The sequence below is a fragment of the Psychroserpens ponticola genome, from assembly GCF_023556315.2.
Lineage (GTDB): Bacteria > Bacteroidota > Bacteroidia > Flavobacteriales > Flavobacteriaceae > Psychroserpens > Psychroserpens ponticola.
The window spans coordinates 277,914-292,291 of sequence record NZ_CP116221.1 but is presented as its reverse complement, the minus strand read 5'-3'; the positions used below and the strand labels follow the sequence as shown (position 1 = coordinate 292,291).

Sequence of the window (14,378 nt, the reverse complement as noted above, 5' to 3'; positions counted from 1 at the left end):
GGTAAAAGTTTATCTTGAGCGTATTCGAAAGGCTCTCTGCAAAGAGCTCCAACAATACCTCCATCCTTAACGCATGGTTAGAACTTGATTACAATAATGACAATTTCAATTTATCTTTTTAATTCAATCGTATTTGTTTTTGCGTCTTGGACCATAGGTTTAGTAATCAATAACGCTATTAAAAACATGGCATTCTACTCAAGATTCTCCCATTTCAACTTTATAAAAAAGGAATCTACTTATCGAGCAATCGGAATGACAAGTTTTAAATGGATTCTTAAAAATTCATTCTTTAAATACTTTAATCAGAAATTAAAATTTGAGTCCAGACCAAGTATTTCTCAATTGCATGATATAAGAAAGGAAATGACCTATTCTGAAATAGGTCATTTGATTGGCTTCATTTTTATACTAATCGTTATGATTTTAAAATTACGCGATGGACACGTAACTTATGCAGCGATTCTATTTATATGCAATATCATTTTTAACCTTTATCCTTCATTACTGCAACAACAGAACAAAAAACAAATTGATAGAATTCTTAAGCGATAAAACCATGTTGTCGAGCATGTTTTATAGCATTTTTACTACTATTGACTAACAACACAGGAATTTGATTATAATCTTTAAATAAAGATTTGACGCGTTGCATTTTCTTTTTATGTTTCACGCTTCGCAAATAAATGGCCATCACTTGAGTTGGATAATTGTTAGCAACATCTAAATAAATATCAGCATCGCACTCTCCAGCATCTCCAATTAAAATGAACTTTAACTTCGGATAGGTTTTGAGAATATTTATAATTTCAATATGCTTTTGAGGTTGGTCACCAGAAGTCTTCTTAAAAATATCTTTAAAACTTCGTAATAATATAGGTCCTTTCGGAAAATTATTTTGCTTTAAAAAGAAATCGAGATAGCGGTATAAATTCCATGGACTATGACTTACATAAAAAATTGGGTTTGCATTTTCACCTGAATAACCTCGATGTAACTTTTGATAAAACTCGGCAGCACCTTCTAAAGGAATTCGACTAGTCGCACTTTTAAAAATGCTATTAATTAACACTCTCCACTTTAAAGTAGACACCACTCCAGTATGAAGTATTGTATCATCAATATCGCTTATTATTCCGAAATCGGCTTTAGAACAAGGAATTAATAATTCGCCAGGAAACCGATTCTCATTTTGAATGTTGCGTTTAATATTAACACCACTAAAAGATACTTCTACATGCAACCAACCTTCTTGGTTTGCAAGGGCATTTAAACCATCAACCTTTTGATCGATTTTAAAATAGCCATGATCATTTGTGGTTGTTTTTAAAACCGTAGAATTAGGCAAAGTGATTTTGAGTTCAGCATATTTAATCTCATCGGTTTCAAAACGTTTCCAAGAATTAATAAATAAACCGAACAAACCCTTCTGTTCTAGATTAATTGTTTCATCCTCAAATGCTCGTCCACGCATATAAAAATGCGTATCAGTACCATAACTTTGAAAGATTACAATTTGTAAAGGATCCTTTTTGAACCAGCTCATCTAAAACGATTAGAATTTATAAGCTAAAATTAATAAAAAAAGCCACATTTTTCAATGTGGCTTAATGTAGTATCTAATAATATTACTTTTTAATAACATCAATTTCTTTAATGATTTTTTTGTTTTCTGCTTGAGAATTTTGATTTGTTCTTTCAAAATCTCTTAGCTTTCTTTCAACTTCAACTTCAGTCCCTTTGAACGTTTCTTCTTTAGTCACTTCCACTCCGTTTTCAACCATTGAATAAGTAATGGTTGCTTGAGCAAGGTCTTTAGAGTCTAGTACCATTTCAATATTGACATCTTCAGTCATTGCAACACCTTCTTCAGAAGAATGCCCTCCTAAAATTGGAGCAATTACTAAACCAATTAAACATGTTAATTTAATTAAGATGTTCATTGAAGGTCCAGACGTGTCTTTAAATGGATCTCCAACAGTATCTCCAGTTACTGCTGCTTTGTGAGCTTCAGAACCTTTATAAGTCATTTCTCCATTAATCTCAACACCAGCTTCAAAAGATTTCTTAGCGTTATCCCAAGCACCTCCAGCATTATTTTGGAAAATTGCCCATAACACACCAGAAACTGTAACACCAGCCATATAACCACCTAACATTTCAGCAATAGCAAGATTATCCATACCAAATAACATTGGCACAAAAGCAATCACTAATGGAAATCCGATAGTTAATAAACCAGGTAACATCATTTCTTTTAAAGACGCTTTAGTAGAAATATCAACACATTTATCGTATTCTGGTGTCCCAGTACCTTCCATAATTCCAGGAATATCTCTAAACTGACGACGTACTTCTTCTACCATTTCCATAGCAGCTTTACCTACAGCGTTCATTGCTAAAGCAGAGAATACTACTGGAACCATTCCACCAACAAATAACATGGCTAATACTGGTGCTTTAAAGATATTAATACCGTCAATCCCAGTAAACGTGACATAAGCAGCAAATAAAGCTAATGACGTTAATGCTGCAGAGGCAATAGCAAATCCTTTTCCAGTTGCGGCAGTTGTGTTTCCAACTGAATCTAATATATCTGTACGTTCTCTTACGATTGGTTCTTGTTCACTCATTTCTGCGATACCACCTGCATTATCAGAAATTGGTCCGAAAGCATCAATAGCCAACTGCATAGCTGTTGTAGCCATCATTGCAGAAGCTGCTAAAGCTACACCATAAAATCCAGCAAATGCATACGATGCCCAAATTGCTCCAGCAAATAATAACACTGAAGGAAATGTAGAGATCATACCTGTTGCTAAACCAGCGATAATGTTAGTTCCTGCTCCAGTAGAAGATTGTTGAACGATTTTTAAGATTGGACTTTTCCCTAATCCTGTATAGTATTCAGTAACTGAAGAAATCACAGCACCTACAAATAAACCAACTAACGTAGCATAAAATACTCGCATCGAAGAAATAGTTATTGGCATAGCGTCTCCAGTTGTTTTGTCAATATTTTCTCCGAAAAATACCATTGAAACTTCACTAGGCAACATATATTTCACTAAAGCAAAACAAGAGATTGCAACTAGTATTATAGAAACCCAGTTACCAATATTTAAAGCTCCCATAACTTGAGACTCTTTAGCATCGTTACTTTTTATTTTCACCAACATCGTTCCGATGATAGAAATTATAATTCCTACACCAGCAATTGCCATTGGTAATAAAATTGGGCCAATACCTCCAAAAGCATCAGAAATAGATCCACCCATATCTTTAATCACATAATTACCAAGAACCATTGCAGCTAATACTGTGGCTACATATGATCCAAATAAATCGGCTCCCATACCAGCAACATCACCTACATTATCACCAACGTTATCTGCAATAGTTGCAGGATTACGAGGATCATCTTCAGGAATACCAGCTTCAACTTTACCTACTAAATCGGCTCCAACATCTGCAGCTTTCGTATAAATACCACCACCTACTCTTGCGAATAATGCGATTGATTCTGCTCCTAAAGAGAAACCAGCTAATGTTTCTAATACAATAGTCATGTCCATTGTGTTAGTCCATTCGCCTCCCATAAAGAAGTGAAAGAAAAATATAAAGAACGCTGTTAAACCTAATACAGCTAAACCTGCAACACCAAGCCCCATTACGGTTCCACCTCCAAAAGAGATTTTAAGTGCGTTTGGCAAACTTGTACGAGCAGCTTGTGTTGTTCTAACGTTAGTTTTTGTTGCGATTTTCATTCCGATGTTTCCTGCGAAAGCAGAAAACACAGCTCCAAAAACAAAAGCGATTACAATTAGCCAGTGTGTTGTTGGCACTACAAAAGAGACAACTGCTAATAGAGCAGCAACAATTACAACAAAAATTGCAAGTAATCTATATTCAGCATTTAAGAATGCCAATGCACCTTCGTAGATGTGATCTGAAATTTCTTTCATTTTACCATCTCCAGCGTCTTGTTTCATTACCCAAGATTTCTTTACAAGCATGTAAATTAATCCTAAAAGCGCCAAAGCTATTGGCATATAAATCATTAATGATTCCATATTTAAATTTTTTATTTGATTAGTTTTTAGCTTGGCAAAAGTAGTAAAATGAATCATATATTACCAAAAAAGCAATATCAATTACTTGATATTGCTTTTTTAATAGTGTAATGTTAAAAAACTATTGATTCTTAAATCATTTCATTTAGATAGTAAAAGTACGTTTCTTCTTATGCTCACTTTCATCATAACGCTGTACACATTCATGATAAATTTTTATAGCTTCATTAGCATCTCCCCAACCACCTGTATCAACTTTTTTCTTTTCTAAATCTTTATAAACTTTAAAGAAATGTTCAATCTCTTTTAATCTATGTGGATTTAAATCGTTTATATCTTTATTATTACTCCAAATAGGATCTGAAACTGGCACGCAAATAATTTTTTCATCAGGTCCTTTTTCATCTGTCATATGAAAAACACCAATAGGTCTAACTTCCATAACAACCATTGGATACGTTGGCTGATGTCCTAAAACCAAAACATCAAGAGGATCGCTGTCTAAAGCCAACGTTTCTGGTATGAATCCATAATCTCCAGGATACATCATAGATGAAAAAAGCATACGATCAAATCTTATCTTGTGTAAGGTAAAATCATATTCATATTTGTTACGGCTTCCTTTAGGTATTTCGATTAATACATCGAAAGTTAATTCTCCTGTTTCTGACATGTTAAATTTATTTTATAATTTTTAAAAAACAGAACACTATTGATTTATAGTGTCTGCATTATTTCAAGATGCAAAGATAATGCATTGTTTGATTTGGACAATTAAATAAATGAGCATTTGATTATGAAACAAGAAAATAACAGTTTTCAAAAACATATATATTTAATTCCTTAAGAATGTTTAAAAGATTCGCATGAAAAATCTATAGAATTATCTTCGCATTGTTTCTTTTTGTTATCTTGGCTCTTAGCAATTAAATCATAAACAAACACGTTGCTCTCAAGATGGAACAAACTGAATTTTTAGAAAAAAAGATATTTACTGATTTAAAAAACATGAATGATGGATTCGACGATGAGGCGATTCATTATTTTTCTGAATCGGATTTCGAAACTGTTCTTAAACAAGTTGAACACTTCGGAATTGGCATTTACACCATTAAGTCTCACTTAAATGGAAAATTCAATGCAGATTCCACACATGATGATCATAACAAAAAAGCAACAGATCCAAAATGGTACAAGAAAGCATTTAAGACACTAAAAACGAGTCAAACTGAACTATTGTATGCAGCAACATATAAAGTTTCAAAAAAACTTTTAGAGAGGTAACATTTCACTTTAATTAACTTTGCTCTAAACAAATATGCTGACTATATTTAAAGCACATAAACGCAAGAATTTTTAGGATCTATAATTGTTTATCCAATTGAATGTTCTGCAACTAATTTTACAAAATCTAAAGAACTAACCATACCTACTATTACACCTTCGTCCATGACAACAATGTGATGTACTTTATATCTTATCATCATTTTAGCAGCAGCTTGAGCGCTAGAATCTACATGAACAACATGTACATTTGAAGATGTCATTACTTGACTTACAGCAATAGCATCATTAATCTCTTTGTTTATATCTGTAGAAGTAACAATACCTCGAATAGTCATTTCAACTTTTAGTTTGTCATTAGTAGATGAAATAATTGGGATAGCGTGAATGCCTTTTTCCTTCATAAGTTCTCTAATTTCAAGAACAGTATTCTCTCCCAGAGCAGTTGTAACTGGAGTCGACATAAAATCTTTTACTTGTATTCGCATAACTAATGCTTTAAGTTAATAATATGTGTTATAGTCTGAATAAAAAAGTAGTTGACACATACTCTACATTCACTCTATCGTAAAAATATGCATAAAGATTAATTCTGAATATGATAAAAATCATACTCTAGTCATAGTTGATGCTTGATTAAAATAAATAGTGTTAGAAATAAAAGCCAAAGCTTCCAGTAACACCAAAACGTCTAGCATCTGGAGTATCGAGGTAATTCCCTCTAAAATTGAAGTCGATTCTTAATACTTTAAAAATGTTTGCTACACCAAAACTATATTCATAATAAATACGCTCATTTGGAGCAATTAGAGGAATCTCAACTGGACTTCCAGTTGTATTTAAAGCTAAATTATCATTAGATAAATCTCCCCAAACACCCCTTAACCCTAGTACGAATCTTAAGTTGTATTTCTTTAAAAATGGAATTCTAGAAAACAAACGTCCATTGAAATTATGCTCAATATGCATTGAGGTATAAGTATCTGTCACAAACTCATAAAAATCGAGTTGTGGAAACGTATTATATATTGAAAAATAGGTTTGGTTTCCTGGCACGACACTTAATAATCCTAAAGGCACATCACCAAAAGTTTTTCCTGCTTCTAACGAAGTTGTTAATCTACCAAAACCACCAACTTGCCAAGGTTGTATATATGAAAACTGAACTTTGGTATAATCAAAATCACTATCAAACCAATTACGATCACCACGACTTAGCTGTGCAAACAATCGTGCAAAATTATCGTTTTTAAACTTACGCTCTACTCCAAAACCTGTCATTTGTCGCTTTGGGTAATAGCCAATTGAAAGTCGACTTTCAAACTGTTTTATTTCTGAAGAAATCCCAGTATTAGATTCAGGGTCATTATAATCTAAACTAAACGTTGGTGATGCCGAACGTAATGTTCTGAAACTTCCATCTACACGGATTTCAAAATTACGTGATGGTTCAATCGACATTCCTAGATTGGTTAAACTAATATTAGTTAACTTATCATTTGAGCCTGTCCCAATCACTGAAGATGATGCCAAGCTACGTCCTAAAACATCTGTAGAACTTGTTAAACTCGCACCAATTTGTTCTACATCACGCCTATTTCCTCCAAAGATGGTCCACCGACTCTTTTTATCCATTAACCACTTACCAGAAATACCATATTTAAACTTGTCATCTCTAAAACCATAAGCGATAAATCCTTCTAGTCGCCATAAATCATTTCGTCCAAAATAAGTTCGTCCTCCAGTTCTTAAACGTAATCCTTCAACATCATTAAATCCAAATGTTGAGAATATTGGTCCATAATCAAAATTGAGACTCGGAAATTCCACATAACCAGATGCAAGAATACTACCTATATTATAAAGTCGCTTAAACTTCTTCACAGTTTTCAGCGTATCTAACATTTTGTAGACTCCTTTTTCGTCTTTATTAAGAGACTCAAATCGGTTTTGTTCCCAAAATTCATCCTCACGATTATAGATGTCTTCATCGAAAAAATAGACTTCTTCATCATAAAACGGCTCGCTTTTAGGCACATCAAACACGTAATTTTCGTAGAGTGTTGTACGTTTCCCATAAACACCACGTGACTTTTCTTTTTTATTTAAGGCGAAATCAGACAACATATAATCACGCTTAATTAAGAAGACAGAATCATTTAAAACTTCGAATTCTTGTTCGATGTAAATTTCTTTGACCCAATTAATGTTAGCACTTTTAGATGCTTGTAAATTGATATCTTTAATAGCATATGTAGAATCGTTCACCCAGAAATCACCTTTAAAGGTCAATTCATTTTTACGTCGAGGATAATAGATAATATTATAACACCATTTATTATCAATAAAAGCACTATCGGAAAGCACATAGTTATAAGTCTGAATTCCTGTACGTGATAACGGACTCACAAAACTCTTATCAAAAAACTTAAGATAGTTATCGTATACATTGAAATCGGCATACAAATCATCAATAAAATCAATAATTACTTGATTGTTACTAAAACCAGAATTCTTATTTCCTTTAAGATCTTCTTTTACTTTGTTTAATTGATTATCACCATAAACCGTACTTACAGCTTCATTTAAAAAAATTGGCAGATATGTTTTACCAGTAATTTTAGACGTATCTACTTCTTCAAAAACAAACTCCATACCTCTAAATAATTTGCTTTTTATGAGCGAACTATCAATAGTATTAAGATCAAATTCTACTTTTTCGTATTTATCGTATTGATATTGTTTAAATTGATTTAATCCGTTTTTCCGTTTGCGTTCCCAAATTTTCTTTAGGATTCTAATGGCAGGATTCTCTGAAGCTTTCTTAGATTGTTTTCCTGAAACAATAACAACCTCATCTAAAGCAGCGGCTTCTTCTTTTAAAACAAATCTGAGATCGTAATTTACTTTCTTATCAAGTGCAATCTCTTTCAATTCATAGCCTAGAAATGAAATAATGACTATATCCCAAGTGTTTTCAGACTCTAAATAAAAACGCCCATCTTCATTGGTAATAGTGCCTTCAGTAGACCCTTTAAAAAGTACATTAGCAAAAGCAACTGGCTGGTCATATTCATCAAACACGTAACCACTAACTTTGGTTTGCGAGAATCCGAAAAGTATTCCGAAGAAAAAGAAAAAAAGAAATAGTTTAAAGTTCATAGGCAAAAACTTCATCAATAATCATGCAACATGTATTAATGAAATTTATTAACGCAAAAAATCACGATTTATTAGATGGGTTTATAAAAACCATTAGGCATTGATATACATTACTTTTTTAACAGCTTTAATAACCTCATCTTTATTTGGCAACCATTGTTCTAGTAATACTGGAGAATATGGCGCAGGAGTATCTGCTGTATTAATTTTTACTACTGGAGCATCTAAATAGTCAAATGCTTCAGATTGTACAAGGTATGTGATTTCAGTTGAGACATTACCAAAAGGCCAAGCTTCTTCAAGAATTACCAAACGATTTGTTTTCTTAACAGAAGTGATAATCGCCTCTCTATCTAGAGGACGAACTGTTCTTAAATCAATAATTTCACAAGAAATGCCATCTTTTTCTAACTCGTCTGCTGCTTTATATGCTTCTTTAATAATTTTTCCAAAAGACACAATAGTAACATCAGATCCTTCACGTTTGATATCAGCAACACCCAACGGAATTGTATATTCTCCTTCAGGTACTTCCCCTTTATCACCATACATTTGTTCACTTTCCATAAAAATCACAGGATCGTCATCACGAATAGCCGATTTCAACAACCCTTTAGCATCATAAACATTTGAAGGCACAACTACCTTTAAGCCTGGAGTATTAGCAAACCAACTTTCAAAAGCTTGAGAATGCGTAGCAGCTAATTGTCCTGCAGATGCTGTTGGACCACGAAATACAATTGGGCATTTAAATTGTCCACCAGACATTTGTCTAATTTTGGCTGCATTATTTATAATTTGATCAATCCCAACTAACGAGAAATTAAAGGTCATATATTCTACAATAGGACGATTCCCTGTCATTGTAGAACCAATAGCGATACCAGCAAAACCAAGTTCAGCAATTGGTGTATCAATCACCCGTTTAGCACCAAACTCATCTAACATACCTTTTGAAGCTTTATAAGCTCCATTGTATTCCGCAACTTCTTCTCCCATTAAGTAAATGCTTTCATCTCTGCGCATTTCTTCACTCATGGCTTCGCAAATGGCTTCTCTAAATTGAATTGTCTTCATCTATTAATTTTTTAAATCGAATAGCAAAAGTAATAATTATTGCTAATAAAACGATATAAAATTAATGCTGAAAACACTTTAAAAACACAACGATACGGGATTGAGATTATATTTTAGACTATTCGATACTCATAGCAAGCTTATAATTCTTTTTAAAAACACAAAAAATTGAATAATTATTGATATCATTTAATATTTCTAAGAAATTCATAAACAAACAGCATAAAACTAAAAATTTTACTAATTTTATTATGCACGCATAGTAAAATCTGAATTATTATAATTATCTTCGTGCATTAGAAAAAATATACACTCAAAATAAACAATTTCAATATGAAAATATTAGTATGTATTAGTCACGTACCTGATACGACTTCAAAAATTAATTTCGCAGATAACGACACAAAATTTGACACTAATGGTGTTCAATTTGTTATTAATCCAAATGATGAGTTTGGTTTAACACGTGCGATGTGGTTTAAAGAAAAACAAGGCGCAAATGTTACTGTTGTTAATGTTGGTGGACCAGAAACAGAACCTACACTTCGTAAAGCTTTGGCCATTGGTGCAGATGCAGCAATTAGAGTAAATACAGACGCTAAAGATGGATTTCAAGTTGCTAAAGAATTAGCAAATATTGTTAATGAAGGTGGTTATGACTTAGTAATTGCAGGTCGTGAATCTATTGATTACAATGGTGGAATGGTTCCAGGAATGATTGCAGCATTAACTAATGCAAATTTTGTAACCAATTGCATTAGTTTAGAAGTGGATGGCATAAATGCTACAGCCATGCGTGAGATTGATGGCGGAAAAGAAACAGTCTCAACAAGTTTACCTTTGGTAATAGGTGGACAAAAAGGACTGGTTGAAGAAAGTGATCTTCGTATTCCAAACATGAGAGGGATTATGATGGCACGTCAAAAACCATTATCTGTTGTTGAACCCACAAATGCTTCAACAGAGACATCTACTGTTAAATTTGAAAAGCCAGCTCCAAAAGGTGCTGTAACTTTAGTTGATGCAGACAATGTTGACGAGTTGATCAATTTACTTCACAACGAAGCAAAAGCGATTTAAACTGTCATTCCTGCGAAAACAGGAATCCAAAAAAAATTAATAAAAATAGATTCCTGCTTCCGCAGGAATGACAAAAAATAAAAAACATGTCAGTTTTAGTATATACAGAATCAGAACAAGGAAAATTTAAGAAAACAGCTTTTGAAGCGGCTTCTTACGCCAAAGCTGTAGCAAATCAAATGGGAACAACAGTAACTGCTGTAGCCATAAATGCAAATGACACATCAGAATTAGGAACTTATGGTGTTGACAAGGTATTAAACATAACTAATGGCGATTTAAAAGCATTTAACGCGAATGCTTATGCGAGTTCTATTGAACAAGCTGCTAAGCAAGAAAATGCAACTGTCGTCATTGTAAGTTCTAGTGCAGACAGCAAATACTTAGCGCCTATTTTAGCAATAGGTTTAAATGCTGGTTTTGCGTCTAACGTTGTTGAAGCGCCTTCTAATACATCACCATTTACTGTAAAACGTACTGCGTTTACAAACAAAGCGTTTAATATGACTACAATTGATACAGCTGTGAAAGTTGTTGGTGTGTCAAAAAATGCATTTGGTTTAGTGGAATCTAATGGAAGTGCAACTACTGAAGAGTTTTCTCCTTCTATACCAGCTAGTGGAGTAAAAGTAGAATCCGTAGATAGAGCAACAGATAAGGTAACCATTGCTGATGCAGAGATTGTAGTATCTGCAGGAAGAGGTTTAAAAGGTCCTGAAAATTGGGGAATGATCGAAGAATTAGCTGACGTTTTAGGTGCAGCAACTGCGTGTTCTAAACCAGTTTCAGATTTAGGATGGAGACCTCATAGCGAACACGTTGGACAAACAGGAAAACCTGTAGCCTCTAATTTATATATCGCAATTGGTATTTCAGGCGCTATTCAGCATTTAGCAGGAATCAATGCTTCAAAAGTAAAAGTTGTTATCAATACAGATCCTGAAGCCCCTTTCTTTAAAGCTGCAGATTATGGAATTGTTGGTGATGCCTTTGAGGTTGTACCAACACTCATCGAAAAATTAAAAGCATTTAAAGCTCAAAACGCATAATTTTTTTTAAATTGTGTTTTGAAAAGGGCTGTTTAGATTTGGTTCTTTAGTCATAAATCTGCAATTTGCAGTTGGTAAAGTCCTAATTTAAACGGTTCTTTACGTTTTATATATTATGAGCTTAGTAAAATTAAACATAAAAGGAATTTCATATAGCCAAACCCAAAATGGCGCATATGCTTTGATTCTGAATGAAGTTGATGGTGATCGTAAACTCCCAATCGTTATTGGAGCTTTTGAAGCTCAATCTATTGCAATCGCTTTAGAAAAAGAAATCAGACCTCCAAGACCACTTACTCACGATTTATTTAAAAATTTCGCAGATCGTTTCGACATTGTTGTTAAACAAGTCATCATTCACAAATTGGTTGATGGAGTATTCTACTCAAGTTTAATATGCGAGCGCGATAAGATTGAAGAAATTATTGATGCAAGAACTAGTGATGCTATAGCTTTAGCATTACGTTTCCAAGCACCAATATTTACCTATAAAAACATTTTAGATAAAGCTGGTATTTATTTAAAAGTGAATCCTAAAAAAGGTGAAGAGGAACAAGATAGTATTTTAGTAGATGACTTTGTTGCTGAAGAAATAGAAGCAAGTGTTCAAGACAACTACAAAAATAAAAGCCTTAAAGAACTGAACACCCTTTTAGATGAAGCCGTAAATAATGAAGATTACGAAAAAGCAGCTAAAATACGAGACGAAATTTCTAAACGCTAAAACCTCTTTCAGATGAAACATTTTCTACTAGCTATTGCAGCTATTTTTTTTGGACTTACGACAAGCTTTAGTCAAGAGACTCATGAAGTTTCAACAGACAGTTTGCCTGTAATTGTAAAAGTTGAAAACAATGTTGAAAAAGTTAATGAAATCATTAATGATTGGCAATTATTATCTCACGAAACTTTCGACAATTATCCAGAAAATAAAACTGGTGATTCTGATTTCAGTAAGGGAAAAGAGTTTTTAAATCTTGCTAAAAATGGAAAGTATTCATCCATTCTAAACAATAATTTTAACGAAGGATTTTGGCTTCAGAATAATAATTTAATCGTTTTTAAACAAAAAGTTCCTACTACAGTAGATATCTATTATGAGGTTGTAAATAAAAACGAAACCAAATTAGTTTTAAAAAACTCTAATGATGTTTACACATTTATATCAGATAAACATCCTAGTTATATTGTTCAAGGAGAAGCCATAGACGACATAATAAAAAGTCAAGGTTATAGTTTTAACAGTATTTGGCGTGGAGTACTAGGTATGATGACCTTACTTATAATCGCCTTTTTATTTAGCAGTAATCGAAAAGGCATTAATTGGAAAACCGTAGCAATAGGCTTAGTATTTCAGCTAGTTATTGCTGTATGCGTTTTACAGGTTGATTTTGTAAAAGATATTTTTGAATCAATAGGTCAAGTTTTTATAAACATATTAGACTTTACTAGAGCTGGAAGTGAGTTCTTATTTAGCGGAGTTATGGATATTAATTCCTATGGTTTCATATTCGCTTTTCAAGTATTACCAACCATTATTTTCTTCTCAGCGTTAACCTCTGTTTTATTCTACTTAGGAATTATTCAAAAAGTCGTAAAAGCAATGGCTTGGTTACTCTCTAAAACTCTTAAAATATCTGGAGCAGAAAGCTTGAGTGTGGCTGGAAATATCTTTTTAGGGCAAACTGAAGCACCACTTTTAATCAAGGCTTACCTCGAAAAAATGAATAAATCCGAAATGCTTTTAGTCATGATTGGTGGTATGGCAACGGTTGCTGGAGCTGTACTTGCAGCCTACATTGGTTTTTTAGGTGGTGAAGACGAAGCTTTACGTTTGTTTTATGCAAAACACTTGTTAGCAGCTTCTGTTATGGCAGCACCTGGAGCTATTGTAATTTCTAAAATTTTATATCCACAGACCGAAAAAGTTAATACAGATGTTGCTGTTTCAAAAGAAAAAATTGGCTCAAACATTTTAGATGCTATTGCAAATGGTACTACTGAAGGTTTGAAACTTGCTGTTAATGTAGGTGCAATGCTACTTGTATTTGTTGCCTTTATTGCTATGGCTAATGGCATTCTAGGTTGGGTTGGAGATATTACAAATCTAAACGGTTGGATCGCAGGAAACACAGCCTATCAAAGCCTCTCTCTCGAACTTATTCTAGGCTATATTTTCGCTCCTTTAATGTGGTTAATTGGAGTTGCTACTGAAGATATGGCGCTTATGGGTCAGCTACTTGGTATTAAATTAGCTGCGAGTGAATTTATTGGTTATATTCAATTAGCAGATCTTAAAAACGCTGCAAATGCAACGCATTTAAAGTACGAAAAATCAATCATCATGGCAACATATATGCTTTGTGGTTTTGCGAACTTTGCTTCTATCGGAATTCAAATTGGTGGTATTGGTTCTTTAGCTCCAGGACAACGTAAAACATTATCAAAATTTGGAATGAAAGCACTTATTGGCGGAACTTTGGCCTCTTTAATTTCGGCTACTATAGCCGGAATGATAATTGGCTAACAAATTCCTGCGCTGGCAGGAATCTTATAAAACATAGTTAATAACTTCTCATATATAGTAAAGCATCAAATATTAAATTTTGATGCTTTTTTTTTATTTTCGCCTTTAGCAATGCTGAACTCACTT

12 protein-coding genes are annotated in these 14,378 nt (G+C 33.3%); 6 read left to right on the top strand and 6 right to left on the bottom strand.

Annotated features, from left to right (window positions below; genetic code table 11):
- Window positions 1-96 precede the first annotated feature (96 nt).
- Window positions 97-555, top strand: coding sequence for a glycosyl-4,4'-diaponeurosporenoate acyltransferase CrtO family protein (locus MUN68_RS01210; protein WP_249995138.1), 459 nt, complete (start codon window positions 97-99; stop codon window positions 553-555).
- On the opposite strand, the gene MUN68_RS01205 is transcribed toward MUN68_RS01210, so the two are convergent.
- From MUN68_RS01205 to MUN68_RS01195, 3 genes are all read right to left on the bottom strand, one after another.
- Window positions 545-1,546, bottom strand: a complete 1,002-nt coding sequence (locus MUN68_RS01205; RefSeq protein ID WP_249995139.1) for an App1 family protein — start codon at window positions 1,544-1,546, stop codon at window positions 545-547. The two genes, MUN68_RS01210 and MUN68_RS01205, sit on opposite strands and share 11 nt — an antisense overlap.
- Window positions 1,547-1,628: 82 nt before the next feature.
- A complete protein-coding gene (locus tag MUN68_RS01200) occupies window positions 1,629-4,073 on the bottom strand; it encodes a sodium-translocating pyrophosphatase (protein ID WP_249995140.1) in 2,445 nt (814 codons plus the stop codon).
- A gap of 145 nt (window positions 4,074-4,218) precedes the next feature.
- Complete coding sequence (locus MUN68_RS01195) at window positions 4,219-4,746, bottom strand: inorganic diphosphatase (protein ID WP_249995141.1); 528 nt, start codon at window positions 4,744-4,746, stop codon at window positions 4,219-4,221.
- A 284-nt stretch (window positions 4,747-5,030) separates the two neighbouring features.
- Between MUN68_RS01195 and MUN68_RS01190 the strand changes: the two genes are divergently transcribed.
- Window positions 5,031-5,357: a hypothetical protein gene (locus MUN68_RS01190; protein WP_249995142.1), complete on the top strand. Its 327-nt coding sequence runs from the start codon at window positions 5,031-5,033 to the stop codon at window positions 5,355-5,357.
- An 89-nt stretch (window positions 5,358-5,446) separates the two neighbouring features.
- On the opposite strand, the gene MUN68_RS01185 is transcribed toward MUN68_RS01190, so the two are convergent.
- From MUN68_RS01185 to MUN68_RS01175, 3 genes are all read right to left on the bottom strand, one after another.
- Entirely contained in the window at window positions 5,447-5,845 is a 399-nt protein-coding gene (locus tag MUN68_RS01185; protein ID WP_249995143.1) for a CBS domain-containing protein, read from the bottom strand.
- 163 nt (window positions 5,846-6,008) lie between these two features.
- A complete protein-coding gene (locus MUN68_RS01180; protein ID WP_249995144.1) occupies window positions 6,009-8,519 on the bottom strand; it encodes a DUF5686 and carboxypeptidase-like regulatory domain-containing protein in 2,511 nt (836 codons plus the stop codon).
- Between the two features lie 93 nt (window positions 8,520-8,612).
- Window positions 8,613-9,596, bottom strand: a complete 984-nt coding sequence (locus MUN68_RS01175; RefSeq protein ID WP_249995145.1) for a pyruvate dehydrogenase complex E1 component subunit beta — start codon at window positions 9,594-9,596, stop codon at window positions 8,613-8,615.
- A gap of 333 nt (window positions 9,597-9,929) precedes the next feature.
- Here MUN68_RS01175 and MUN68_RS01170 point away from each other — a divergent pair, with 333 nt between their 5' ends.
- From MUN68_RS01170 to MUN68_RS01155, 4 genes are all read left to right on the top strand, one after another.
- On the top strand, window positions 9,930-10,676 hold the full coding sequence (locus tag MUN68_RS01170) for an electron transfer flavoprotein subunit beta/FixA family protein (protein WP_249995146.1): 747 nt from the start codon (window positions 9,930-9,932) through the stop codon (window positions 10,674-10,676).
- 86 nt (window positions 10,677-10,762) lie between these two features.
- A complete protein-coding gene (locus tag MUN68_RS01165; RefSeq protein WP_249995147.1) occupies window positions 10,763-11,725 on the top strand; it encodes an electron transfer flavoprotein subunit alpha/FixB family protein in 963 nt (320 codons plus the stop codon).
- A gap of 115 nt (window positions 11,726-11,840) precedes the next feature.
- A complete protein-coding gene (locus tag MUN68_RS01160) occupies window positions 11,841-12,449 on the top strand; it encodes a bifunctional nuclease family protein (protein ID WP_249995148.1) in 609 nt (202 codons plus the stop codon).
- A gap of 438 nt (window positions 12,450-12,887) precedes the next feature.
- A complete protein-coding gene (locus MUN68_RS01155; protein WP_449421300.1) occupies window positions 12,888-14,252 on the top strand; it encodes a NupC/NupG family nucleoside CNT transporter in 1,365 nt (454 codons plus the stop codon).
- Window positions 14,253-14,378 lie beyond the last annotated feature (126 nt).